We start from the raw sequence: 23,961 nt of genomic DNA, 5'->3' as shown, positions 1-23,961 counted from the left end.
CGGTGACCTTAATTGGACACAAGGACTGCTAATTCCTTGCAAACATCCTGATAACTCAGGCGGGGCATGCCCTTTTTGCCGATGACGACGATGTCTCGAGAGGCGACCAGCCAGGTTTTATTCAACCGGAAGAACTCTCTTATCAGCCGTTTTATCCTGTTACGACGAACGGCATCACCGACCTTCTTGCTAACCGTTATTCCTAACCTTCCGTATCCCAACTCGTTTTTCTGAGCGACGATGGTGAAGTGGTGCGTGTAAGTCCTCGTCCCCTTTTGATATATTGACAAATATTCCAGTCTCTTGCGAATCTTCTCATCCGGGCGAAAGGCATTTATTCCCATGGTAACAAGAGCCTTTCCAAGAGCATAGAGGTTCTCTTTTTGCTTCTGTTGCGGCTAAACGGCCAGTTTCTTCCTGCCTTTGGCCCGTCGTCTGTTCAGGACCAGTCGTCCCCCTTTGGTGGCCATGCGCACGAGAAAGCCGTGCGTCCTTTTTCTTTTGGTATTGGAAAAATTCGTTAAATTCTTCTTCATATACTGCTCCCATCTAATTTTATGAGCTGCTTTAGAACATAGTCGCCATTAATTGTCAAGGTCGAAGTGGGGTCTTTAAATAACTTGCAAAGTATGCTCTAAGTAAATATGTATGGATAAAGCAATTGAGAACGTGATATGTACGCGCAGTTACGATGTGCCTGATGCGGATAGTCGTGTTAGAGACGTACCTGATCTATAATAAACTAATAAAAATTAATATGTTACTATTCAGGGGGTAGAAATGAAAAACAGGAAATATTTTTTTGAGGTGTTGTTTTTGTGCTTGCTGTTGATTATGCAACTCGCAGCTTGTGGCAAAGGAGGGGATGATGCCGCTCCGGCGCCGACGCCGGGGACGCCTTTCATAACTTCCGATCTATCCGGTACTTGGTACCTCTATGCGACGAATGGCGCCAGCGTCGGCGCTTCACCTGCAGAAAACATCGTGGCCGGGAATCTTAGGGGTAAGCTGATTCTTGACTCACTCGGACAGGTAGTCTTAGGAGGGTCTTTCACCCGCTCTAATAACCAATCAGCTAGTACCACGGGAGGATTATTCGGCATTGACAGCTCAGGAGTATTAAGCGGTAGTGCCACCACCAACCTGGGGGTCAATTTTTATGTCGGGTCCGGCAAGATGGATGCATCAAAGAATATAATGTTTTTTGTTCTCAGTACAAATTATGGGGAAGATGACCTGGTTGCGGCAATTCGACTAACGGGAGGTTTTTCATCTATAGATTTAGCCGCTACCTGGTATGTATTTAGTGCTGGCGGTGATCATGGTCTAATAACGGTGACTAACGCGAGCGATGGGATAAAGGCAACTATTGCTGAACCGGGGGGAAAGGGATTTTTTGCTATCGATGGCAACGGATTATTGAACGACACATACCCCGCTACAAGTTTAGTTGCCACGAGCCCCGGCACCGATCTTTCCTTAAAACAAGGTATGATGAACTACTATGATAAGGATATCATGTTTTTTGTTGCCGGTACCGATTCTTCTAATTTTGACCTGGTTACGGCAATTCGAGCGGGAGGAACTTTTACCGCCGCAGACTTGTCCGGCACGTGGTACATCAATGGCGCCAGCAGCAAAGGTACTGACAGCACTAAAAAGGCCACTCTCAGAGGCGCAATTACCTTCGACTCGTCGGGAAATGTAACGGGTGGCTCTTATACACGTTCGGATACGGGAGGGACGGTTTCCTTTACCGGGGGGACAGTCACTATTGACAATGCCGGGGTTTTAATTGTTGGTAGCGCCACTACAGACACAGATGGCATTATTAACTTCACTTCCGGAAAGATGAATGCAGCGAAGGGAAAGATGTCTCTTGCTGGTATTGCCAATATCAGCGGCGATAAAGATTTTCTTTTTTGTATAAAAGGCAATTAATTGGAGATGTTGGCTGTGATAAACAATAGCACGTTGAAGTGCAATAAGCTTTTCGAGGCGATGTATGGTTGCCTGTTAAGCGTGCTGCTGCTGCTGCTGCTTTCAGGTTGTGGGAGTGGCAGCGATAAGACATACAGCATTTCGGGCCGGATTACGTCCGCCGGGTCAGCGCTGGCCGGCGTAACGGTAATTCTGGCCGGTGACACTTCAATGAGCGTAACGACAGATTCAAATGGTTATTATGCCTTTAGCGGAGTGCCTGGCGGCACGTTCACGATAACGCCCACATTGACGGGATCACCTTTTCGCCCGCTATTCCGTCCTGCTTGGCTGAACGGCATTGACGGCACGGGATTCGATTTTGCTGTTCATTTTATTGGCAAGATGGCAACGGCGACCCACACGGTTTATACAAAGGACGACGGTACGGTTTGGGCATGGGGCAATAACAATAATGGGCAGCTGGGCGATGGGAGCGTAACGGCGAAAAACACCCCGGTGCAGATTAGCGGGCTGTCGGATATTATATCCGTTGCGGCGGGCTCCGGTCACACCGCGGCCCTGAAAAACGACGGCACAGTCTGGGCGTGGGGCAATAACAGCAATGGACAACTGGGTGATGGGAGCATGGCGTCAAGAAACACCCCGGCGCAGATAAACGGGTTGTCGAGTATGACGGCCATAGCGGCAGGAGATAGCCACACCGTGGCCCTGAAAAACGACGGCACGGTATGGGCATGGGGCAATAACATTAATGGCCAGTTGGGCGATGGGAGCACGACTCAAAGAAATACCCCGGTACAGGTAAGTGGGCTGACGAGTATAACAGCCATAGCGGCAGGTTCCGGTCACACCGTGGCGCTGAAAAACGACGGCACGGTCTGGGCGTGGGGGAATAATAGTAGTGGACAGCTGGGCGATGGCAGTGCGACGTTAAAAAAAAACCCGGTGCAGGTAATAGGACTCAGCGGAATGTCTATTGGAACGGTGACCGCCATCGCTGCCGGTTATGATCACACAGTGGTCTTGAAGAATGACGGCACGGTCTGGGCATGGGGGAATAATGCCACTGGTCAACTTGGCAACGGGAACATTCAGCCGAGCAGTACCCCGGTGCAGGTAAACGGACTTTCGGGGGTGACAGCCGTGGCCGCAGGCTTTGGCCACACTATGGCCCTGAAAAGCGATGGCACGGTCTGGACATGGGGAAATAACTACAAGGGTCAGCTTGGTAATGGCCTTACGAATGGTGTTGCGATTGACAGCGCCACCCCGGTAGCGGTAAGCGGCCTGTCGGGTGTGACGGATATTGCCGCTGGCTATGAAGGCTCGGTAGCCTTGAAGGGCGCCTTAACGGGTGACGGCACGGTCTGGGCATGGGGCAGCAATGTTTATGGTCAGCTTGGCAACGGGCTAACGGTTGATAGCGCCACCCCGGTGCGGACAAGTCTACCATAGCGGGCTTAAGATGAAAAGCAGGGTGAAAGGAGCTAACTTCCCGTCGAATAGGTGGCCAAGTAGTCAAGCCATTGTTTTTCTTCTATTTCTAAGTATGGCCGGCATTTTCTCCGTTCCGTCCTCATGGGCCGCAGATAACCTGGCTATTTGTTCCCCCGATCGGTCGGATTGCGAACGGCCTCAAGCGATTCCCGGCGCAGACCTGAAGCTGGACATGAGTTATCTAAAGGGATACGTCGGCGATACAGGCAAGATACTGACTTCTCCAGTGCGCTGGGATGACAGGGAGTGGTACACTGCGGCCTTGGTCTTGTCCGTGACAGCCGGCTTGTATGCCTATGATCAGGATCTCAAGGACTGGGTGCAGAGGCGGAGGAACAGGACCACCGACGACCTTGCCAAGGTATTCACACCTTTCGGCAATGGTCTGTATACTCTCCCGGCTGCCGGGTTTATTTATCTCTACGGGGAGGTACAGGAGAGCGAAAAAGCAAAACGGATCGGTCTGTTAGGAGCAGAAAGCATCGTTTTGGCCGGGGTCTTCACCGGGGTAGTCAAAATTGCCGGGCATAGGCATCGCCCGAATACGGGCGACCAGTATAACCGCTGGGACGGACCGGGATTATCAACTGATAACCTGTCTTTTCCTTCCGAGCATGTTAGCGCGGCCTTTGCCCTGGCAACGGTTGTTGCCGGAGAGAGTGACGGCCCCTATGTCGCTCCCGCGGCCTATGGGATGGCATCACTGGTGGCACTGGCTCGTGTGAATGACAACGAACATTGGAGTTCAGATGTCTTTCTTGGCGCCGCAGTTGGCTATTTTACCGCCCGCGCCGTTCTCCGTTATCACAAGAAAAAGAATAGCCCTTTGGCGCTGCTACCCGATGTCAGTGGCGACCGTTATGGGATTTTGATGTTATACCGATATTGAAATTAACTTGAGAGAGGGGGAATCGTGATCGCCTATCTGCAGAGACGGATAAGCAGTTTTGCTTGTGCCATCAAGGGCGCGGCGTTCTTGATCCGCTCTCAGCCCCACGCCCGGATCCATTTGGCGGCTACGGGGGCCGTGTTCGTCCTGGGACTCGCTCTCAATCTCCAGCGGCTGGAGTGGTGTCTCCTGATAATTGCCATCATAATTGTCTGGGTTGCCGAAGGGATGAATACTGCCCTGGAGGCCATCGCTGATGCCGTTCACCCTGCCCACCACCCGCTCATCGGTCGGGCGAAGGATGTTGCCGCCGCCGCGGTGCTGATTTCCGCCGTGGGAGCCGTTTTAATCGGAATTCTCATCTTCGGCAACCACGTCAAGGTCTGGTTCTAACGCGTAGGATAGGCAGCCACGACGATGATTGCGGTGGTCTCTGTCCCCGTGTTTTTCAGGCCGTGTCTGTCCCCGGCGGGAATCCAGACGGCGTCACCGGCCTTGACTTCCTGTTCGTCCTCACCCACTCTCATGAGACCGCCGCCGTACAGGATAAAGTATATCTCCTCCACGGGGTCAATATGCTCTTCCAGTTCATTACCGGATGGGACGACAGCGTAGGCAAAAAACTCCATGCTCTTGAGAAGGCTGCTCGTCAGCACCATCCTGGCCATGCCACCCCCATGGGCTATATAGGTTGTGGCGATGGCTTCCGGACCATTGATATTTCGGACAATCATATTCCCTCTTTCTTCCCGTTGATAGGTTAATTATAACTGCTTTCTATCAGAAAGCTACTCTTATCTTACTAAACACGCATAGGATGGCCGGGGAGGAGACATAATTATTATCTTTACCCTCCGGTTTATCCTATTGCCGGGCCGCCCCGCTCGCCCGTGCCGATGCGCACGCATTCACCCAGATCGAGCACGAAGATTTTGCCGTCGCCCATCTCACCCGTGTGCGCCCCTTTGGTGATGGCACCGATGGTTGGTTCGACGAAATCCTCGTTCACGGCGATTTCCAGTTTGACCTTTTTCAGCAGGGTACCCACCTCTTTGGCCCCGCGATAAATCTCCGTGACGCCTTTTTGTCTTCCCCGTCCCAGGACATTGGTGACGGTCAGTAAATTTACATCTATCTCCTCCAGGGCGTGGATCACTTCGTCAAGCTTATGGGGCTGAATTATCGCAATAATTAATTTCATGGTATTTTCCTCCTCCTATTCCAGTACCGTATAGGCCGATTCATTGTGCTGCGTCAAATCGAGACCGATAAGCTCGTCTTTTCTCTCCACCCTCATGCCGACCAGGGCATCTATGAGCTTGAAGAGTACCCAGGTAACTGCCACCGCGTAGGTTGCCGCGACAATTACGAGCAATACCTGAACGAGAAACTGATGCAGGCCACCAAAAAAGAGTCCGTCGGCGCCGACTGCGTTAATAGCTTTTTCGGCGAATAGCCCCGTGGCAATCGTCCCCCAGATGCCGCCGACACCGTGTACGCCGAAGACATCGAGGGCATCATCATATCCGAAACGGGCCTTTATCCGGGTAATGGCAAAGAAACAGAAAACGCTGACTATGATGCCGATGAAGATGGCGTTCAGCGGAGAAACGAAACCGCAGGCAGGGGTAATTGCTACCATGCCGGCCACGGCGCCCGTTACGGTGCCGAGCAGTGTGGGCGCTCCATGCTTGTGCCATTCGATGATGGCCCAGGTAAGGCCGGCGGCGGCGGTGGCCGTATTGGTAGTGACGAAGGCATTGGCGGCGAGGCCGTTGGCGGCCAACGCGCTGCCGGCGTTGAATCCGAACCACCCAAACCATAACATGCCCGCTCCCATAACCGTCCAGGGCAGATTATGCGGTCGGTAGCCCTGCTTATCGGAACCGATTCTTTTGCCGATCAAGATACACATGACCAGCGCGGAAACGCCGGAACTGACGTGGACGACAATTCCGCCGGCAAAATCCAGGCCTCCCAGGTCGCGCAGCCACCCGCCTGTGCCCCATACCCAATGGGCAAGGGGATCGTAGACCAGTGTTGACCAAAGGATGGTAAATAAGAGAAAAGCAGAAAACTTGATCCTTTCCGCAAAGGCCCCGATTATCAGCGCGGGGGTGATAATCGCGAACATGGCCTGAAAGATCATAAAAACCTGGTGGGGTATCGTGGCGGCGTAGTCCGCATTGGGTTGCCCGCCCACACCCTGGAGGCCAAGCCAGGCCAGGCCTCCGATGATGCCGAGGCCAGTATCGGGTCCAAAAGCCAGCGAATAGCCGTAAAGAACCCATTGCAGGCTGATCACGCACATGATGATGAAGCACTGCATGATGATGGACAGGACATTTTTCCTTCTCGCCAGGCCTCCGTAGAAAAAGGCCAGCCCCACGGTCATCAGCAGAACGAGCGCGCTCGAGATTAAAACCCATGCTGTATCACCTGAATTCATAATTATTTCCTCCCCTGGAATTGTTTGCTTTCAATGAGCAAATAGGATGCCAGATTACATATATTAGTAAATTATTGAATATATTATATATTTATAAATAGGTTGTTTATTTTAGGCGAATAAAAGAAACAATTTTGTATCGCAATTTGTTTTTTAAACTAAATTGTAGATAGAGATTTGTTTTGACAACATAGCTGAATTTCAGCATAGTGCAAAGACTTATAATGACTCGGTGGGCGTTAGGCTATCCGGACAAAAATATTAAATTAACTTAGGAAAAGGGGAAAACATGTCAGAAAACAGAGGTATCGAGGCAATCATCAAGACCAACAAGGGCGTTATCCGCTTGCAGCTTTTTGCAGATAAGGCACCGCTTACGGTGGCCAATTTTGTCAATCTGGTCCAGCGCGGGTTCTATAACAACCTTAAATTCCATCGCGTTATCAGCGACTTCATGATTCAGGGCGGATGTCCGCAGGGCACCGGAACCGGTGGACCGGGCTACAAGTTCCGCGACGAGTTCAGCCCGGGACTGCGCCACGACAGACCGGGCATATTATCCATGGCCAATTCCGGCCCGAACACCAATGGCAGTCAATTCTTTATTACCCATGTGCCCACGCCCTGGCTCGACGGCCACCACTCGGTGTTTGGGGCGATTGTCGGGGAGGAGGACATGCAGGTGGTAAACAGCATCTCCCAGAATGACCGCATTGACGGCATTACGATTGATGGTGACGTAGCGCCGCTTCTGGCCGCATTTAAGCCCGATCTGACCGCTTGGAACGATAAGCTGAACAAAAGTTGACGATATTACGCGATTTTATGCTCGAAATACTTGACCACGACTGATTTATAATTTATAAGTGAGCGACTCTTTCTGGAGGGGATGAAAATGATTGTTCGCTTCTGGGGCGCGCGCGGGTCTATCCCCGTTTCCGGCAGGGAATATTTGAAGTACGGTGGAGACACCACCTGTTTGGAAATCAGGACCAAGGATGATGAAATAATCGTTATTGACGCTGGTTCCGGCATTCGTAGATTGGGAAACCGCTTGATAGCCGAAAACCGTAATCATTTCGCCTTGCTTTTTACTCACGCCCATTGGGACCATCTCATGGGATTTCCTTTTTTCAAACCGATCTATGTGGCCGGGACGAGTATTGCCGTGTACGGGTGTCCCTTTGTCCAGACTTCAATCAAGCAAATGATTGCCAACATCATGCTCCCTCCCTATTTTCCCGTTGATTTTTCCGATCTTAAAGCTGACATTAATTACCATGAAACCTGCGATACAATTTTTACGCATCAGGCCGTGCAAGTAACCACGATTTCCCTGAGTCATCCCAATCAAGGCATCGGCTACAAATTTTTCGAAAATGGGAAAAACTTTATCTTCCTTACGGATAACGAACTTGGTCATCGGCACCCGGGCGGCTTGGCCTATGAAGATTACGTTGCCTTTTCTTATAAGGCCGATGTCCTTGTTCATGATGCGGAATATCGGGAGGAGGATTACCGGATAACCAGAGGCTGGGGGCATTCCGTCTATAAGCAGGCCTTGCAATTGGCGATTGATGCCCAGGTAACAAAATTTGGTTTATTCCATCATAACCAGGAAAGATCTGATGCCGCCGTAGACGAAATCGTGGCGGATTGTCGTCGGATCGTCAAGGAACAAAGGGCTTCGCTGGAGTGCTTTGCCGTACACCAGGACATGGAGCTCTCCATATAACTCTCTTATGACAGGCTTTCTTTTTCACCAGCAGGACTATATCCGCTGCTTCTACGGGACAGCCTTGATCATCATGGCGGCGGTCTGCTTTGTCATCAAGCAGGTGGCCGAGGCAATCAGTCAAACCTTTCATCGTCCCGGCGACATGGTGGCACGCTACGGGGGAGAGGAATTTGCCGTGATCATGTCCGGGACGGGCCTTCACGACGCCCTTGCCATGGCCCAGGCGGTTCGCGCCGCCGTGGAGGCATTGGGCATTCCCCACGGCAGTTCTACAGTTGTCCCGGTGGTCACCTTGAGCCTGGGTGTCGCCACCATCAAACCGCAAAAGGAAATGAGTTTCGACGTGCTGGTGGCCGCAGCCGACCAAGCCCTTTACCATGCCAAGAGCAGGGGGCGCAATCAGGTGCAGATAAGCGTCGTTTGAAACATAATGGTCAGATGCGTCCGTAATCGTCAGCCAGCCGTTCGATATCGTCTTCTCCGAAATAATCTCCCGTCTGGATCTCGATAAAGGCCATATCCTCTGAGCCCTGGTTCCGGATACGATGCCAGGCGCCACGGGTAATATCAATGGCCTGACCGGTTGCCAGATTGAGATCTGCCCCGTCCAGGGTAACGACGCCGGTGCCGTGGAGGACGAACCAGTGTTCGGCGCGTCTTTGATGGCGTTGCAGGCTTAAACGCTGACCGGGATAAACGACGATCCGCTTTACCTTGTGATCAGCTTCGTCGGACAGCACCTCATAAAACCCCCAGGGACGGCAGTCTTTTTCCATTTTTCTTTCCTCATTTTTATAAGTCGAATTCAGCCAGGATGATTGTATGGTCGGATGGTTTTTCCGCCAGCCTCGGCTTCAGATCAATGGAGCAGCCCAGCGATCTTTCCGCCAGGGGCCGCGTGGCCAGGATATGGTCAATCCGCCAACCCAATCCTCGGGCGACCGAACCGGCGACGCGGTAGTCAAAAAAAGTGTATTGTCCCGGCTGGTCGGGGTGATGCTTCCGGAAAATGTCCAAGAGGCCCCATGCTTTAACATCGGCAAAGGCGTCCCACACCTCGGGCGTGAAACAGACATGGCCCAGAAGCCTTTTGGGGTCGTGGACATCAATGGCTTCCGGCGCCACGTTTAAATCGCCGCACCAGATGAGCGGGGTGTCCGGCGAACCCGATTTTTCCAGGAAAGCCCGCAGACGTCGGAACCATTCCAGCTTGTAGGCAAAATGCGGGCTCTCCTTGTCCCGGCCTTGGGGGACGTAGGTGTTCAGGACTGTAACCCTTGGGAAAGTGCAGCTTATCAGGCGTTCTCCATCCGCCGGGCCGCTATCGTCAAAACCGCAGGACACCGCCTCAGGCGCCAGCAGGGAAGCTATCGCCACGCCATTGTATTGCTTTGTGCCGCGGAACGTAACATGATAGCCGCACTTCTCAAATTCTTCAGCAGGAAATTTTGCGTCCTCCACTTTTGTCTCCTGCATGCAGAACACATCGGGATGATTCTGCAGCAGCCAGGGGATAACTACATGCAGACGTGAACGTAAGGAGTTAACATTGTAGGTGGCGATCTTAAAAGTTCCCAAGGGCTACCTCGCAGGCGATAGGGACTCAGCTACCTCCCCAATCGTCCCTAAGATTTTTGGTACGGGTCTGCAATAGCATGAACAAAGTAATTATTTCAAGCCTTATGCTCCGGATCAATCTGCCCTGCCGAATTATCTTGACAAGCTTGTCCGGTAAAACTTATCCTCACCGTCGTCTGGAGTGCCCGAGGTGGTGCATGCATCGGAGCCAGGTATAATAAATTGATGTCAGGCAAAAACTACGTGGATAAAACTACTAACCAAAATATTGATATTGATCCTGCTTTCCAGCAACTCTGCGATCTTGTCGGTCGCGGGGAGAGAAAAATAGTCATTGGCGGTCTCCAGTCGGCGGCCAAGGCCTTCATCCTCGCCCGGTTTTTCCGCCGGATGGCGCAACCCTTGTTCGTGATCAGTCCGACGGAAAAAGAAGCCCTCGCAGTCCATCAGGATTTGGCCTTCTTTCTGGGTGAGGAGCAATTATTTTATTATCCTCCCTGGGATGTACGCTCCACGGACATGTTTTCTTTTCAGGCCGACGACTCGCTGCGGCGGATGGAGCTATTAGGTCATCTTTCCCGGAAAAAAACAGCCGTATTTGTTCTGCCTCTCCAGGCGCTCATGCAAATGGTTTTGCCGGTGCGGGCCTGGTTTGATTACGTGGAGACAATAGCGCTGGGGGACATGCGGGACAGAGATCAACTCGTGGAGAAGTTAATTGCGGGGGGATACAAGCGGGTCTCACTGGTGGAGGGAAAAGGGGAATTCGGCGTGCGCGGCAGCGTCCTGGACATCTTCCCAACGACGGCAGCAAATCCCCTGCGACTGGAATTTCTGGGGGACGAACTGGAATCTATCCGCATTTTTTCTACCGCTACACAGCGTTCGGCCGGAGAATTATGCGATTTTACACTCTTCCCGGCCGCGGAAATCATCCTTACCGCCGCCGCTAAGCAGTTGGCGGTGGCCAATATCAGGCGCCGAGCAAATGAGCTGGAACTTTCGGCGCTGATAAAAAATCGGCTCGTGGAGGCCGTGGCCGATGGCTTTTCCTCATCCATAAATCCTTTGTTTTTGCCGCTTTTCTACGCCTCCGCCGATCAGGACGGGGCAGGCCGGGAAGAATTGCCAGGGGTATTATTTGATTACCTGCCCCCGGGCGCCTGTCTAATTATGGATGATTACTTCGCCTTGCAGCAGGCGGAAGTCGCAATTGAAAATGAAATGGATCGCCTCCTGTTAAAAGCCGACCGGGAAGAATCATTTTACCTCGAAAAAAAATCATCTTATCTGCTCGCCGGTGATCTGTGGGCGCACTTGGCAGATTATCCGCAAATATTCATTGACGGCATTCATCCCGGCGGCAGTGGCGGGGGGGAGGGTGTGCCTTGCCGGGAGGTAAAGTTTATTTCGGAAAGGAATACGCTTGACCGCACTGACTGGAAGCTGCATGCCGCAGCCGAGGCCGGTCCCCTGGGCTTTCTGGTGGAGCATCTGAAAAAGCATGTGGCAGAAGGGGCGCTCGTGGTTTTCTTGTGCCTCGGGGCGGAAGAGGCGCAGCGCATGGCCCATCTGCTCTCCCAGCATGACCTGACGGTAAGTTGCGACGGTGCTGCGGCTTCGTTCTGGACTGGGGACAGTACGCATGGGAACAGATTTGAAATCAGCCCCCTTCCCCCGCATCATGGTCAGGGAAAAGTAATCATCTTAGACGGCAAACTGTCGGGCGGTTTTCATTTGCCGGCCTGGAAATTAGTCGTGCTGACGGAAGAGGAGCTCTTCGGCAGAAAGATTGCCCGGCGCAAGACCAGACCTCTCCGGGAGGGATATTTCCTCCAGTCGTTCGGCGAGCTTAATGACGGCGATTATGCCGTCCACACGGAGCACGGCGTCGGCCTCTACCGGGGCCTGCAAAAACTCAGCATCAACGGGCTGGAAAACGACTTTCTCGTGCTTTCGTATCAGGGCGGCGATAAGCTGTATATCCCCGTCTATCGTCTCGACGTCCTCCAGAGATATATAGGTCCCAGCGGTTACCTGCCGCAGTTGGACAAGCTGGGCGGCAATTCCTGGGAGGCGGTCAAAGAGAAAATCAAGAAGTCCGTGCGCGAAATGGCCGAGGAACTCGCCGCCATCTACGGTGCGCGGCAGGTGCTGGAAGGGCATTCTTTCTCCCTGCCCGGCGGATTGTATGATGAATTTTGCACGGGTTTTGAATTTGAAGAGACGCCGGATCAGGCCAAGGCGATCGAAGATATGGAGGCCGACCTGGCGGATGCCAAACCCATGGACCGCCTGATTTGCGGCGATGCGGGTTTCGGCAAGACGGAGGTGGCGATCCGGGCAGCATTTCTGGTTGCCATGGAAGGAAAGCAGGTGGCCGTGCTGGTTCCTACGACCATCCTGGCCGAACAGCACTATCAGACTTTTTCCCGGCGATTAAAGGACTGGCCGATTCGCGTGGAGGTCATAAACCGCTTTAAGACCAAGGCGGAACAGCAAAAAATCGTGGCGGCGCTCAAGGAAGGGGCGGTGGACATTGTGCTCGGCACCCATCGCCTTTTACAGCGGGATATTGACTTCAAGGATCTGGGCCTGGTAGTTATAGACGAGGAACAGCAGTTCGGAGTAGCCCACAAGGAAAAACTCAAGAAGCTCCGCACCCTTGTGGATGTGCTGACCCTGACGGCGACTCCCATTCCGCGCACCCTCCATTTATCCATGGCCGGTATCCGCGATCTGACCGTCATCAACACCCCTCCGGAAGATCGTCTGCCCATTAAAACCTATCTTATGGAATTTGACGAAGAAGTGATCAAGGGGGCGATTGAGGCGGAACTGGCGCGCGGGGGGCAGGTTTTCTTCCTGCATGACCGCGTGCGATCCATATATACGATGGCGCGTTTGGTGGAAAAAATTGTCCCGGCAGCGAGGGTCAGCGTCGTGCACGGTCGCATGAAACCGCAGGAAATTGAGGCGGTGATGACCGGGTTTGTCCGGGGTGATAACGATGTCCTGGTATGCACGACGATCATCGGCGCCGGCCTCGATATTCCCACGGCCAATACCATCATTATCAATCGCGCCGACCGGTTCGGGCTCGCGCAACTTTACCAGATCAAGGGCCGGGTAGGCCGGGCGAAGGAAGAGGGGCAGGCATATTTGCTGATTCCCCAAGGCATGATGCTTTCCAGCGACGCCCGCCGCAGACTGCAGGCGATCATGGATTTTTCTGAACACGGGTCCGGCTTCCGCATCTCCTACCAGGATCTGGAGATCCGCGGCGGCGGGAATATCCTGGGGGCCTCCCAATCAGGCCAAATGTCGGCGGTAGGTTATGAGCTCTACACGGAACTGATGGAACAGACCTTGCGGGAGGTCAAGGGGCAGGAGATACAAAAGGAGGAGCGGAAGCCGGAAATCCACCTGGGGGTGGCGGCCTTCATCCCGGAAGAATATATGGCCGATATGCGCCAGCGTCTGATTACCTATAAAAGATTGTCCATGGCGGAGACGGACGCCGAGCTGGGCGCGATCAAAGAGGAACTTGCTGATTGTTACGGATTTATTCCTGCTCAGGTGAGCAATCTGTTGGAGGTGCTGGGCATAAAAAATCTTCTGCAACAGTTGCGTGGTAAAAAGATGGGCTATGATAACAAAAATATGATAGTTTCTTTCCATCAGGAGAGCAATGTGGATCCGGCCCGGATTCTTAAACTGGCCCGGGAAAAATGGCCGGCGCTCAGGTTGACGCGCGACCTGCAATTATATATTCCCCTGCCCGATCTTAAGGAAAATGAGATATTGAGGGAAGCGAAGGGGATACTAAGGCAGTTGAATGCGGGGCAAAGGACGGCTTAAATCTTTTTGTCATTCTGGGCTTGACCAGGAATCTGAGAGTTTTTTATGTAATTCTGGATATCGGCTCGCGTGCCCTTTAGGGTATTCGCCGGTAGGAGGGGGTAGCGTGAAGAAATTTATAAGTTTATGGTTCCTGGCGGTAATCCTGGCTGCGTCATCGCTGCAGGCCGAATCTGTGGATAGGATTGTGGCCGTGGTCAATGAAGATATTATTATCCTGTCGGAATTGAACACTGCCTTCGAGCCTTACCGGAAGAGAATTGAAGACACATACAAGGGGGCGGAGCGGGATACGGCCCTCGCCGAATCCAGGAAAGCTTTCCTGAACAGGCTTATTGACGCCAGTCTAATTGAACAGGAAGCGAGAAAAAACGGCATTTCCGTCAAGGACGAAGAGGTGACGGCGGCGATCAAGGATATGGCTGACCGCAGGAACGTCGCCTTGGATGATTTAGCCAAAGAGCTGGCGAAGGAAGGCTTATCATTAAGCGCTTACAAGAAAGACGTCCGGGAGCAGATGGTCCGGATGCGTCTCTTAAGGCGGGAGATTAAATCCAGATTGATGGTGACGGATCAAGAGATAGGCGAATATTATCGCGTTCATCGCAGCGATTATGAAGGCCGGGAAGCGGTTCGCATCCAGCAGATTTTACTCACTTTGCCCAAAGACGCAGGGGGTGAGGCCAGGGAAAAGATGAGAAAGGCGGCCGAAGAGATAAGCGGGCGGCTGAAGAACGGCGAACCTTTCGAGATCCTGGCGGCCAGTATTGCCTCGGGACCAGCCGCCGGCGGCGGTGATTTGGGCTTTATCGAGAGGGGGATGGTGCTTCCGGAAGTGGAAAAAGCCGCTTTTGCTCTGGATAAAGGCGCGGTCAGCGGCATCATTGAGTCCCCGGCCGGTTTTCATATCATCAGGGCGCTCGACAAGCGGGGTGGCGGTCTCAAGCCGATCGAGGAGGTGCGCGAAGAGATTCAGGGACGCATTGAAGAACAGAAGATGATGAAAAAATTCGATGAATGGCTGGCCGCGCTGCGCAAAAAGTCGCTGATCGAAATCAAACTTTGATCATCTCCCTGATCCCCGTACTATTGTTCTTGAAGAATGCTATAGGTCATAAAGCCGCCTGACAAATTATATACTTCTTCATAACCTTTCTGCATCAAAATTCTCACGGCCACATAGGAACGAATGCCCACGCCGCAGTATACGGCGATCTTACTGCCCTGCGGCGCCTCGCCGAGCCGTGCCCGCAAATCATCCAGGGGGATATTAACGGCGCCGCTGACCATACCACGCTGGCACTCTTCGGCCGTTCTCACGTCGAGCAGGAAAACATCGTCGCCCATCGAGGCAATCTTGTTCCAATTTATCGTTTTCACTTTGCCCGACAACACATTTTCTGCCACAAACCCGGCCATGTTCACTGCGTCCTTGGCGGAGGAATAGGGTGGTGCATAACAATGCTCGTAACTTGTCAAATCATAAACCGTACCTTGCTTTGAGATGTAAGCCGAGATCACGTCAATGCTCCTGTCCACACCTTCCAAACCTGCCGCCTGCGCCCCCAGAATTTTGCCGTCGGTCGGCGAGAAAAGAAGTTTGAGAGTAATGGCGGAAGCGCCGGGATAATAGCCGGCGTGGCTGCCGGGATGAATGATTACCGATTCATAAGGTATCTGTTCGGCATCCAGCACTTTGGCCGTAAGGCCGGTAACGGCCACCGTCACGGCAAATATTTTTACTGCCGCCGTACCTAACGTACCGTAATATTTTTTGTTATTTCCTTCGACAATATTATCCGCCACCATTCTGCCCTGTTTGTTAGCCGGACCGGCAAGGGCCGCAACATATTTCTTACCCGTCAGGGGGTTCATAAATTCTATGGCGTCGCCGATGGCATAGATATCTTCATCGGATGTCTGCAGGAATTCGTTGACACTGATCCCCCGGCCGACAGCCAAACCAGCTTCCGTGGCCAGCTTTGTTTCCGGCCTTACCCCCACGGCAAAGATGACCAAATCCGTCACAATTTCCCGTCCACTTGTCAGTAAGGTAACAACTTTACCGGCGTTATCGGCAAAGGATTTTACACCGTTAGACAAACAAAGTGCTATTCCTCTTTCTCGCAGATTTTTATGGATCAGGGCGGCAATTTCCATATCCGCAGTATTCATTACCTGCGGCAGGGCCTCGGCAAGGGTTATCTGAAGTCCTGCCTCCGCCAGATTTTCGGCCATTTCCAATCCGATGGGGCCGCCTCCGACGACAAGCGCGGTTTTAGGTTTATTGTTCTCAAGGAAATCCCGAATTTTATCGGTATCGCCGAGCGTGCGCAACGTGAAGATTTTTTCGTGCTCTATCCCCGGCAATGGGGGCCGCAATGGTTCTGCGCCGGGTGCCAAAATCAGCTTATCATAGCTCTCCTCGTAGATCCGTTCTGAGGCTAAATCCTTTACCATTATTTTTTTTGCTGCCCGATTAAGGGACAGAACCTCATGAGCTACGCGCACATCAACTTGGAATTGCTTGGAAAAAGCGGCGGGAGTCTGTATTATCAGTGCCGCCCGGTCTTTGATTACACCGCCAATGTAGTAAGGCAGGCCGCAATTGGCAAAGGAGATATATTCCCCTTTTTCAAAGACAATAATTTCCGCTTCCTCAGCAAGACGCCGCAGTCTGGCAGCGGCGGACATGCCGCCGGCGACGCCACCTACAATAATTATTTTCCGAGCAATACGCTTATGGCCCAGCATCATTATTCTCCTCCACCTGTTTTCATTTCCGGCAACAGGGGTAATGGAAATAATTGCGGATGTCAATAGTAACGTTTCTGGCCACCCAGTCAGTTAAAATATCCATTGACAAGCAAAAATAGCCCCCCTATACTTCGATCCCTTACAAGCAATGTCTCAGCCAATTTGTCATCGTCGTTATGAGTGAAGATTTTCTTAAGCCACTGGTCCAAACATCCGGGAATTATCCCGGCACTGCAAATGAGATTGAGCAAAATGTCAGATAATAGCAAAAAAGGGGCCGATTTTTATATCTGGTTCGATACGGAATATTCAGACCTCGATCTGGAGAGGGCGCAACTGCTTCAAGTTTCCGCTTTGATTACGGATGCTTCATTGCGACGCGTTGTTCCTCAGGTAAATGATGTAATATTGCCCGTCCGGCTGCTGATGGGTGAAAAACCGAGCCCATGGGTCGAGCAAAATCTCCCGGACCTGGTTATTGCATGTCGCTCTGAATTGGCAGTAGATCTTGCCGAAGCGGACAACCAGCTTGCCGCCTATGTAGATGCGGTTGTCGGTCCTCCGGCAGCGAACGAAAGGGAGAGGCCTTTCCTGGCAGGTAACAGCATCCATGCCGACTGGTGGCTGGTGCACCACTTTCTCCCCCGTTTCCGGAGCAGGCTCCATTACCGCCATCTTGATGTAACCTCCTTCAAGTTGGAATGGCAGCGGATCCACCCTGATATTGAATTTGAAAAAGAGAATTCGGATATCGTCCGAAAATATTTTCCCGAGGCGGTTCTGCCGGCTGCGGGAACCCGTCACGATGCCTACTATGACCTGCAGGCTTCCATCGCGGAGCTGGCTTTTTACCGGCGCCATTTTTTAAGACAGGAAAATATCGAACCTCGATCAATGGGATGATTTCTACATTACTAATTATGCGGCAAATACAGGCCCGTTATAAGGATGAAGAACCTGATGTTTCCTGAATATCCTCCAACATCGGAACTTCTTCTTGCTGGAGTTCTTTTACATGCGGTGTATCCCAGCCAACCACAGATCCGGATTTTATTTTAGAGAAATAAGGAGAAAGTGTAGTCCCCGGCATGGTTCTTACGTTATCTCCAATCTGTATTGGTCCAATTCCGGTGCCTGAGGCCAATTTACAATTGCTGCCTATTTCAATCAGTCCATAGCGGAATTTACCATTGCCTTCATAAATATGAACCGTAAGCCGGCTCAACGCCCCCAGGAGAGTATTATCAGCGATAAAAATCAGCTCCGGACGGAAGTGGTCAAACCAGACCATCTGCATTATTTCCGTACCTTTCCCAATATGCACACCCATCCAGCGGCAAAATATGTTTTTCCGGGGAGTTCCTTTCAGCAGGTAAGATACGATGCCCTGAAATACAAGCAAAACTCTCCTGCCGAACGGAAGGTTAAGGACTCGCCAATTGATCGCATTCGGTTCTTCCGGAGACCCCAGCCCGGAAATTGTATAGTGCCTTCTTACGGGGCGAAAAAACTTTTCTAAATTTTCCCTCCCTTCCTTTGTTTGGGGATTTAACATCTGCACGGCAACTCCCTTGCCGCCGGAGGTTTTACTGATAAATATCGAACGGTTATTTTTCGCTCCCAGTTTTATGGCACGCTCAATAATTTCTATCGTCACTAATTTAATCACCTCTTCGGGAGATTTATTCCGGTACTTTTTCATTTGATCCTTTCCAATGATATTATCCCGCTTATCTGACTCCGGGGGCATTGTATGCCAATTCACGAATAGTTGCCAGCGAATTACGCAGAAAGCGCTGTGGGATAGTAACCACAACTCAGACTCTTCTTGATAAATTGAATAGCGTGTCAGCCTCGGGTTTTTATTTGAAAAATCGGTACGTTCGCATTGATAGTTTGTTGTTCTTGTGTTACTCTCATCACATGCTGAAAGGCAGAATCCTTTTAGATCATGGGAGGATACCAATGAACCAACCGATCCGCATGACACGCGGCATGCGTTTAAATAATATCGAGGCAATGCTTTTTGATTTTGAGGGAACCTTGGTAGACTTTCAGTGGCAGCTTTCCGCAGCGGTTGCAGAAACCCTGAAAATGCTCTGGAATATGGGTTTTGCCAAAGACCGGGTTCTTAGCAGAAGATATTCCACCCTGATGACAGAAGCCATGCAGGTAGCAACTGAAATAGGATTACCGCCGACTCAGGTGCAGGAGAAAATCGGTTGTGTATATGACCGGTATGATGAAGATGCGCTGACACGTTGGGCTCTGCGACCAGACGTAAAGGATTTCCTTACGGCGATTAAGGCTAAAGGGATTCGCACCGGTCTGGTAAGCAACGTGGGGGGTAAAACACTTACCAGGGCTTTGTCAAAACTCGGTCTGGCAGAATTTTTCGATGTCGCCCTTAGCCGTAACGATGTTCTAAATCTTAAACCCAACCCGGACGGATTGAATCTGGCGATAGGGAGGTTGGGGATAAGTAAGGATAATAGTATTTTTCTGGGCGACAGCCTGGATGACATTAATGCGGCCAGAAACGCGGGCATCAGGGTAATGATTATTACAGATGGTGAAAATGTAAGAGAAGATATCCTGGCGGCAAAACCGGATCATGTGATTCAAAGTTATAAAGAACTTCTTCTAAGTGAGCTATGTTGAAACTTTTTGGTTGGAGCGGGCATTGACTATTGGCATCGGGGCAACGCAGATTATATTTTAGTTATCGGAAGTTAGAGAGCCTCCCGCCTTCTCTGCTGATTCCATACCGCCAGAATAGTGTTGCAGCGATATCCATAATATGATAGAATGCCCCATTAAAATAAATTTATCCGGGACTCGAGGTAAAAAATGTTCAATGTAGGTGATTTAGCGGTATATCCGGCACAGGGTGTAGGGGTTATTGAGGCCATTGAATACCGCGAGGTTATGGGATCTAATCAGAGGTTTTACATCATGCAGATATTAGGCAATGGTATGAAAATTATGATCCCTACCGACAGCGCCGCTTCAGTCGGTTTGAGAGAAATCATTCCGGCGGAAGAAATTCCTAAAGTCTATGCCATCCTTAGAAACAAGAACGTAAATATTGATCGGCAGACGTGGAACAAGCGCTATCGGGACTACCTGGAAAAAATCAAGACGGGATCGGTATTTGAGATAGCGAGCGTTCTACGTGATCTTTTTATTTTGAAGATTGACAAAAACCTCTCTTTCGGTGAAAGGAAAATGATGGACACCGCTAAAAACCTCCTGGTAAAAGAGATTTCTGTAGCCAGCAAATCTGCAGAGACAAAGATAGAGCAGGATTTGCAGACAATTTTTTCTGTTCAATAATTATTTTTTTAGCCGTTATAACGATTCTTTGACAATTAAATAAGGTGTTTTATCCCGTAAATAGTTTGTTACCTTAAACAATCGCCATATTCCCGGTATATGTGGGCAACAAAGGCGTAATTGAGGCCGGAGAAGGGGGGTGATTTAATTGATTGTGAGGTTACTCTTAAGTCTGGCATGTTCTGTGAGCAGCTACTTTATAGTTGACAGCTATTTTGGATTTCCACGGTCGCTGTTGGGATTTATTTCAGGATTACTGATTGCATTACTTGTCATGAAGATCGAGCAAGCCATTAATAAGATTCCTCTGAAAAATATATTTGGTGGCGTAGTTGGTATGATTGTTGGTTTGCTGATTGCCTTTTTATTGGCTTATGGCCTCAGTTTTGTAAGCAATATTATGGAAAAGCAGCAGGTCGTCCCTTGGATATACGCCTTGCTTACCGGTGTGATGGGCTATCTGGGACTTGTTCTGGGAGCAAAGAAAATAGAAGAATTCAACATATTGTTGTCGGGGCAGGCGAATGAGGGACATGATGTCCGCATCCTTGACACCAGCGTAATCATAGATGGCAGAATTGCAGATATTTGTGACGCCGGCTTTATCCAGGGCACTTTAATGGTACCGCGTTTTGTGCTGGAAGAATTGCAGTATATTGCTGATTCCTCGGATTCTATAAAACGGTCGCGTGGGCGCCGTGGTCTTGATGTTTTAAACCGCATGCAGAAAAGCTCAGGCATCAATATTGAGGTTTCCGAGCATGATTTTCCTAAAATCAAGGCTGTTGATGCGAAGCTGGTGGCGCTGGCTAAGAAACTGTGCGGCAACATTGTTACCAATGACTTCAACTTGAATAAAGTTGCCGAACTGCAGGGAGTCAGAATATTAAATGTCAATCAACTTGCCAATGCCATGAAACCCGTGGTACTACCGGGCGAGATGATGACAGTCAAGATTATCAAGGACGGTAAAGAACCGGGTCAAGGGGTTGCATATCTTGATGACGGCACCATGATAATTGTAGACAATGCCCAGAGGCAGCAAGGGGACAGTGTCGTTGTCACTGTTACCAGCGTACTTCAGACCACCGCCGGTCGCATGATCTTTTCCGAATTCAAAGAGGTCGCTTCCGAGCGGGAAGCATTTGCCATAAATAATAGCAAAAAATAACTATATAAGCCCGGAAGGCTGCATGAGCGCCGGGCTTTTTCTTTTAATTCAGGGTAGAAATGAAAACTTTGGCCATTATACCTGCCGGGGGATCGGGAACGCGGATGGGTGGCGATATTCCGAAACAATATCTAATGTTGGGCGGGCTTCCCATCCTTGTGCATACCTTAATGGCATTCCAGCAAGCATCGCTGGTAGATGACATTTATCTTGTTCTGCCTGAGGAAGATGTGAAAGCGGCGCCGCAAAAGATTTTGTCTCCGTACCATCTTACCAAGGTGAACCGGGTTCTGACCGGGGGAGAGCGACGTCAGGACTCGGTTAAAAGGGGGGTTGATCTTATCGGTTCAGATCACGATCTGGTGGTTATTCACGATGGTGTCAGACCTTTTATTTCCCCGGCAACAATAAATGCAGCCATAAAAGAGGCTGCCCGTTCTCAAGCGGTAACGGTAGGCCTGCCCGTAACGGATACGATCAAGAAGGTTGACGGCCATAGACGCGTATCCGCAACGGTCAACCGTGACCAGTTGTGGTTGACTCAGACACCGCAGGTTTTTTTGGCTTCTTTGCTGAAGAAGGCATACGAGTCGGCTTACGCTGACAATTATTACGGTACCGATGATGCCGCCCTGGTAGAACGCATTGGGGAAAAAGTAACAATGATAATCGGATCTTACGATAATATAAAAATAACGACGGCTGTTGACCTGGAGTGGGGTGAGCTAATTCTAAAGACGAGGCAGGGCAGAAACGCGGTAAGCAGCCAGGAAGCGCAATCTGGTGATATAGGAAGGTGCGTAAAATGAGGATCGGTTTCGGCTATGATAGTCACAGACTGGTCAGCGGCAGAAAGCTAATCCTCGGAGGGGTTGAAATACCCCATGATAAAGGCTCGTGGGGGCATTCCGATGCCGACGCGCTGGTCCATGCCATTTGTGACGCCATTCTGGGCGCTATCGGCGAAGGAGATATCGGTCGGCATTTTCCTGATAATGACGAGAATTATAAAGACATATCGAGCCTCATCCTTCTACAGGCGGTGGTCTTCTTGGCTGACAAAAAGGCTTTCCTGCTCCATAACGTTGATTGTACCATCGTTTTGGAGCGACCGAAATTAATGGGCCATATAAGTGCGATGGCAGCTAATATGGCCACAATTCTACGTATTGCACCGGAGATGGTGAATATCAAGGCCAAAACCAATGAAGGCATGGGTTTAGTAGGATTGGGCGAAGGCGTTGCCGCCTTCGCCGTGGTGACGGTTAAGGAGAAGCGCGGTTGAATATCGCCAGACCAAGAGTCAGATTTGCCCCGTCTCCGACGGGAGAACTCCATGTGGGCAATGCCCGGACGGCTCTTTTTAACTGGCTGTTTGCCAGGCAGCATGGTGGTTATTTCATCCTCCGGATCGAAGATACCGATCAATTGAGAACCACAAAAACCTTCGAACAAAATCTTCTTGATGACTTACGGTGGCTCGGCATTGACTGGGACGAAGGGCCGGAGATAGGAGGTCCCTTTGCCCCCTACCACCAGACGGAGCGCCTGGGAATCTATAATTCTCATTTGTCTGAGCTGATTGCGTTAGGAAAGGTATATCCTTGTTACTGTTCGGAAGAGGAACTGGCGGCCGAAAGGGCAAGCCTGGTCGCTCGCCGGATGATGCCGAGATATATGGGGAAATGCCGTAATTTGACTAAGGAAGATCGTAAGATACGTGAAGATGAGGGAAGACGGCCGGCCTGGCGTTTCAGGGTGGAGGACGGCCCCATCGAATTTGCCGACATGATCCGCGGCGCCATGAAGTTCGATGGCCGCGCTCTGGGCGATTTTATCATCGTTCGTTCCAACGGGTTGCCAGCTTATAATTTTGCCGTGGTTATTGATGACCATCTCATGAATATCAGTCATGTCATCAGGGGCGAGGATCATCTGTCCAATACGGCGGTGCAGATACTGCTTTACCGTGCCTGGGGTTTTTCCTGCCCCGTTTTTGCTCACCATTCCCTTATCCTGGGCAAGGACCGGACAAAATTAAGCAAGCGACACGGCTCTGTATCTGTTCGGGAATTCAGAAGTCGCGGCTATTTGCCGGAAGTTCTTATAAATTATCTTGCTTTAATGGGCAATTCCTTTGGGGAGGGCCGTGAAGTATTTGATATATCAGAAATCATAAAGATATTTAGCATCGTTAATACGGGTAAGAGCGCGGCCATATTTGACGAAGACAAACTTAGCTGGCTGAACGGCATTTATATAAAAAAATGTCCTCCGGAAATATTATCTGAATTGTTACTGCCATTTATGCGCGAAGCGGGCTATGAGGGCGACCATGATCCCGGCTACCCGCCGGTTTCAGCAATTGCCGCCGCCGTCCAAGGAAATCTTCGCACTTTGTCGGAAATAAAAGACTATCTGCCAATCTTTAATAATGAAAAATACGAATTATCTCCGGCGGCGAATGCTTTGTTGGAGGGCGAAGAGGCCCGGCGGATCGTCGGGCAATTTTATGAAAGTCTTAATTCCAGGGAATGTCCGGAAAAGAATTATTACGAATGGGCCATTAATAGTGTACAGCTATCTACCTCCATGAAAGGCCGCACGCTCTTTTTGCCTATCCGCTGTGCCCTTACCGGTTGCACCCAGGGACCGGAGTTGGATAAATTAGTGGCTGTTTTAGGTAAGCCAGCCGTCATAAAAAGGCTTTTGAAGTCGCTGCACCGGGATTAAATCTGCCC

The 23,961-nt window shown here is 50.8% G+C and carries 25 protein-coding genes; 16 read left to right on the top strand and 9 right to left on the bottom strand.

Going from position 1 to position 23,961, the window contains the following annotated elements; all coding sequences use genetic code 11:
* Positions 1–8: 8 nt before the first annotated feature.
* Positions 9–344, bottom strand: coding sequence for a ribonuclease P protein component (gene rnpA, locus NT140_12225; protein ID MCX5832631.1), 336 nt, complete (start codon positions 342–344; stop codon positions 9–11).
* 54 nt (positions 345–398) lie between these two features.
* Positions 399–536, bottom strand: coding sequence for a 50S ribosomal protein L34 (gene rpmH, locus NT140_12220; protein ID MCX5832630.1), 138 nt, complete (start codon positions 534–536; stop codon positions 399–401).
* Positions 537–780: 244 nt separating this feature from the next.
* On the opposite strand from rpmH, the gene NT140_12215 reads away from it, so the two are divergent.
* From NT140_12215 to NT140_12200, 4 genes are read left to right on the top strand one after another with little or no spacing between them, the layout of a single operon-like run.
* The gene (locus tag NT140_12215; GenBank protein ID MCX5832629.1) at positions 781–1,941 is read left to right on the top strand and encodes a hypothetical protein; all 1,161 of its coding nucleotides are present in this window, start codon (positions 781–783) and stop codon (positions 1,939–1,941) included.
* A 15-nt stretch (positions 1,942–1,956) separates the two neighbouring features.
* Entirely contained in the window at positions 1,957–3,399 is a 1,443-nt protein-coding gene (locus NT140_12210) for a carboxypeptidase regulatory-like domain-containing protein (GenBank protein ID MCX5832628.1), read from the top strand.
* A gap of 10 nt (positions 3,400–3,409) precedes the next feature.
* Positions 3,410–4,330, top strand: a complete 921-nt coding sequence (locus tag NT140_12205) for a phosphatase PAP2 family protein (GenBank protein MCX5832627.1) — start codon at positions 3,410–3,412, stop codon at positions 4,328–4,330.
* 24 nt (positions 4,331–4,354) lie between these two features.
* On the top strand, positions 4,355–4,723 hold the full coding sequence (locus NT140_12200; GenBank protein MCX5832626.1) for a diacylglycerol kinase family protein: 369 nt from the start codon (positions 4,355–4,357) through the stop codon (positions 4,721–4,723).
* On the opposite strand, the gene NT140_12195 is transcribed toward NT140_12200, so the two are convergent.
* From NT140_12195 to NT140_12185, 3 genes are all read right to left on the bottom strand, one after another.
* The gene (locus tag NT140_12195) at positions 4,720–5,064 is read right to left on the bottom strand and encodes a cupin domain-containing protein (GenBank protein ID MCX5832625.1); all 345 of its coding nucleotides are present in this window, start codon (positions 5,062–5,064) and stop codon (positions 4,720–4,722) included. The genes NT140_12200 and NT140_12195 overlap by 4 nt on opposite strands.
* 125 nt (positions 5,065–5,189) lie before the next feature.
* Positions 5,190–5,531 (bottom strand): P-II family nitrogen regulator, encoded by a 342-nt coding sequence (locus NT140_12190; GenBank protein MCX5832624.1) that lies wholly within the window; start codon positions 5,529–5,531, stop codon positions 5,190–5,192.
* Positions 5,532–5,546: 15 nt separating this feature from the next.
* A complete protein-coding gene (locus NT140_12185; protein MCX5832623.1) occupies positions 5,547–6,779 on the bottom strand; it encodes an ammonium transporter in 1,233 nt (410 codons plus the stop codon).
* A gap of 289 nt (positions 6,780–7,068) precedes the next feature.
* On the opposite strand from NT140_12185, the gene NT140_12180 reads away from it, so the two are divergent.
* From NT140_12180 to NT140_12170, 3 genes are all read left to right on the top strand, one after another.
* Positions 7,069–7,587, top strand: a complete 519-nt coding sequence (locus NT140_12180) for a peptidylprolyl isomerase (GenBank protein ID MCX5832622.1) — start codon at positions 7,069–7,071, stop codon at positions 7,585–7,587.
* Positions 7,588–7,674: 87 nt separating this feature from the next.
* Positions 7,675–8,514 (top strand): MBL fold metallo-hydrolase, encoded by an 840-nt coding sequence (locus NT140_12175; protein ID MCX5832621.1) that lies wholly within the window; start codon positions 7,675–7,677, stop codon positions 8,512–8,514.
* 7 nt (positions 8,515–8,521) lie between these two features.
* Positions 8,522–8,941 (top strand): GGDEF domain-containing protein, encoded by a 420-nt coding sequence (locus tag NT140_12170; GenBank protein ID MCX5832620.1) that lies wholly within the window; start codon positions 8,522–8,524, stop codon positions 8,939–8,941.
* 10 nt (positions 8,942–8,951) lie between these two features.
* On the opposite strand, the gene NT140_12165 is transcribed toward NT140_12170, so the two are convergent.
* Entirely contained in the window at positions 8,952–9,293 is a 342-nt protein-coding gene (locus NT140_12165) for a phosphomannose isomerase type II C-terminal cupin domain (protein MCX5832619.1), read from the bottom strand.
* A 16-nt stretch (positions 9,294–9,309) separates the two neighbouring features.
* On the bottom strand, positions 9,310–10,095 hold the full coding sequence (xth, locus tag NT140_12160; protein MCX5832618.1) for an exodeoxyribonuclease III: 786 nt from the start codon (positions 10,093–10,095) through the stop codon (positions 9,310–9,312).
* A gap of 225 nt (positions 10,096–10,320) precedes the next feature.
* Between xth and mfd the strand changes: the two genes are divergently transcribed.
* Together mfd and NT140_12150 are read left to right on the top strand one after the other, a co-directional pair.
* Positions 10,321–13,956, top strand: a complete 3,636-nt coding sequence (gene mfd / locus NT140_12155) for a transcription-repair coupling factor (protein ID MCX5832617.1) — start codon at positions 10,321–10,323, stop codon at positions 13,954–13,956.
* Between the two features lie 106 nt (positions 13,957–14,062).
* A complete protein-coding gene (locus tag NT140_12150) occupies positions 14,063–15,022 on the top strand; it encodes a peptidylprolyl isomerase (protein MCX5832616.1) in 960 nt (319 codons plus the stop codon).
* Between the two features lie 20 nt (positions 15,023–15,042).
* On the opposite strand, the gene NT140_12145 is transcribed toward NT140_12150, so the two are convergent.
* The gene (locus NT140_12145; GenBank protein MCX5832615.1) at positions 15,043–16,713 is read right to left on the bottom strand and encodes an FAD-dependent oxidoreductase; all 1,671 of its coding nucleotides are present in this window, start codon (positions 16,711–16,713) and stop codon (positions 15,043–15,045) included.
* A gap of 252 nt (positions 16,714–16,965) precedes the next feature.
* On the opposite strand from NT140_12145, the gene NT140_12140 reads away from it, so the two are divergent.
* On the top strand, positions 16,966–17,616 hold the full coding sequence (locus tag NT140_12140) for a hypothetical protein (GenBank protein MCX5832614.1): 651 nt from the start codon (positions 16,966–16,968) through the stop codon (positions 17,614–17,616).
* A gap of 37 nt (positions 17,617–17,653) precedes the next feature.
* Here NT140_12140 and NT140_12135 read toward each other — a convergent pair whose 3' ends face one another.
* On the bottom strand, positions 17,654–18,679 hold the full coding sequence (locus tag NT140_12135; protein MCX5832613.1) for a hypothetical protein: 1,026 nt from the start codon (positions 18,677–18,679) through the stop codon (positions 17,654–17,656).
* On the opposite strand from NT140_12135, the gene NT140_12130 reads away from it, so the two are divergent.
* From NT140_12130 to gltX, 6 genes are all read left to right on the top strand, one after another.
* Complete coding sequence (locus NT140_12130) at positions 18,679–19,374, top strand: HAD family hydrolase (protein ID MCX5832612.1); 696 nt, start codon at positions 18,679–18,681, stop codon at positions 19,372–19,374. The genes NT140_12135 and NT140_12130 overlap by 1 nt on opposite strands.
* 189 nt (positions 19,375–19,563) lie before the next feature.
* Entirely contained in the window at positions 19,564–20,049 is a 486-nt protein-coding gene (locus NT140_12125; protein ID MCX5832611.1) for a CarD family transcriptional regulator, read from the top strand.
* A gap of 184 nt (positions 20,050–20,233) precedes the next feature.
* Complete coding sequence (locus NT140_12120) at positions 20,234–21,220, top strand: TRAM domain-containing protein (protein MCX5832610.1); 987 nt, start codon at positions 20,234–20,236, stop codon at positions 21,218–21,220.
* 59 nt (positions 21,221–21,279) lie between these two features.
* Positions 21,280–22,029 carry a 2-C-methyl-D-erythritol 4-phosphate cytidylyltransferase gene (ispD, locus tag NT140_12115; GenBank protein MCX5832609.1) on the top strand — a complete coding sequence of 250 codons (750 nt, stop codon included), beginning with the start codon at positions 21,280–21,282 and terminating at the stop codon, positions 22,027–22,029.
* The gene (ispF, locus tag NT140_12110) at positions 22,026–22,505 is read left to right on the top strand and encodes a 2-C-methyl-D-erythritol 2,4-cyclodiphosphate synthase (protein ID MCX5832608.1); all 480 of its coding nucleotides are present in this window, start codon (positions 22,026–22,028) and stop codon (positions 22,503–22,505) included. Before ispD ends, ispF begins: the two co-directional genes overlap by 4 nt.
* On the top strand, positions 22,502–23,953 hold the full coding sequence (gene gltX / locus NT140_12105; GenBank protein ID MCX5832607.1) for a glutamate--tRNA ligase: 1,452 nt from the start codon (positions 22,502–22,504) through the stop codon (positions 23,951–23,953). Before ispF ends, gltX begins: the two co-directional genes overlap by 4 nt.
* Positions 23,954–23,961: the final 8 nt, after the last annotated feature.

It is taken from the genome of Deltaproteobacteria bacterium (assembly GCA_026388415.1).
In the GTDB taxonomy this organism is placed as follows: domain Bacteria; phylum Desulfobacterota; class Syntrophia; order Syntrophales; family JACQWR01; genus JAPLJV01.
Note: the sequence above shows the minus strand (reverse complement) of the source record. Positions and strands in the feature narration are given on the sequence as shown.

Bases quoted from the DNA above. Each gene is read 5' to 3' on its own strand.
- rnpA (MCX5832631.1), bottom strand. From the start codon at position 344: ATGGGAATAAATGCCTTTCGCCCGGATGAGAAGATTCGCAAGAGACTG.
- rpmH (MCX5832630.1), bottom strand. From the start codon at position 536: ATGAAGAAGAATTTAACGAATTTTTCCAATACCAAAAGAAAAAGGACG.
- NT140_12215 (MCX5832629.1), top strand. From the start codon at position 781: ATGAAAAACAGGAAATATTTTTTTGAGGTGTTGTTTTTGTGCTTGCTG.
- NT140_12205 (MCX5832627.1), top strand. From the start codon at position 3,410: ATGAAAAGCAGGGTGAAAGGAGCTAACTTCCCGTCGAATAGGTGGCCA.
- NT140_12195 (MCX5832625.1), bottom strand. From the start codon at position 5,064: ATGATTGTCCGAAATATCAATGGTCCGGAAGCCATCGCCACAACCTAT.
- NT140_12190 (MCX5832624.1), bottom strand. From the start codon at position 5,531: ATGAAATTAATTATTGCGATAATTCAGCCCCATAAGCTTGACGAAGTG.
- NT140_12185 (MCX5832623.1), bottom strand. From the start codon at position 6,779: ATGAATTCAGGTGATACAGCATGGGTTTTAATCTCGAGCGCGCTCGTT.
- NT140_12180 (MCX5832622.1), top strand. From the start codon at position 7,069: ATGTCAGAAAACAGAGGTATCGAGGCAATCATCAAGACCAACAAGGGC.
- NT140_12175 (MCX5832621.1), top strand. From the start codon at position 7,675: ATGATTGTTCGCTTCTGGGGCGCGCGCGGGTCTATCCCCGTTTCCGGC.
- NT140_12170 (MCX5832620.1), top strand. From the start codon at position 8,522: ATGACAGGCTTTCTTTTTCACCAGCAGGACTATATCCGCTGCTTCTAC.
- NT140_12165 (MCX5832619.1), bottom strand. From the start codon at position 9,293: ATGGAAAAAGACTGCCGTCCCTGGGGGTTTTATGAGGTGCTGTCCGAC.
- mfd (MCX5832617.1), top strand. From the start codon at position 10,321: ATGTCAGGCAAAAACTACGTGGATAAAACTACTAACCAAAATATTGAT.
- NT140_12145 (MCX5832615.1), bottom strand. From the start codon at position 16,713: ATGATGCTGGGCCATAAGCGTATTGCTCGGAAAATAATTATTGTAGGT.
- NT140_12140 (MCX5832614.1), top strand. From the start codon at position 16,966: ATGTCAGATAATAGCAAAAAAGGGGCCGATTTTTATATCTGGTTCGAT.
- NT140_12130 (MCX5832612.1), top strand. From the start codon at position 18,679: ATGAACCAACCGATCCGCATGACACGCGGCATGCGTTTAAATAATATC.
- NT140_12125 (MCX5832611.1), top strand. From the start codon at position 19,564: ATGTTCAATGTAGGTGATTTAGCGGTATATCCGGCACAGGGTGTAGGG.
- ispD (MCX5832609.1), top strand. From the start codon at position 21,280: ATGAAAACTTTGGCCATTATACCTGCCGGGGGATCGGGAACGCGGATG.
- ispF (MCX5832608.1), top strand. From the start codon at position 22,026: ATGAGGATCGGTTTCGGCTATGATAGTCACAGACTGGTCAGCGGCAGA.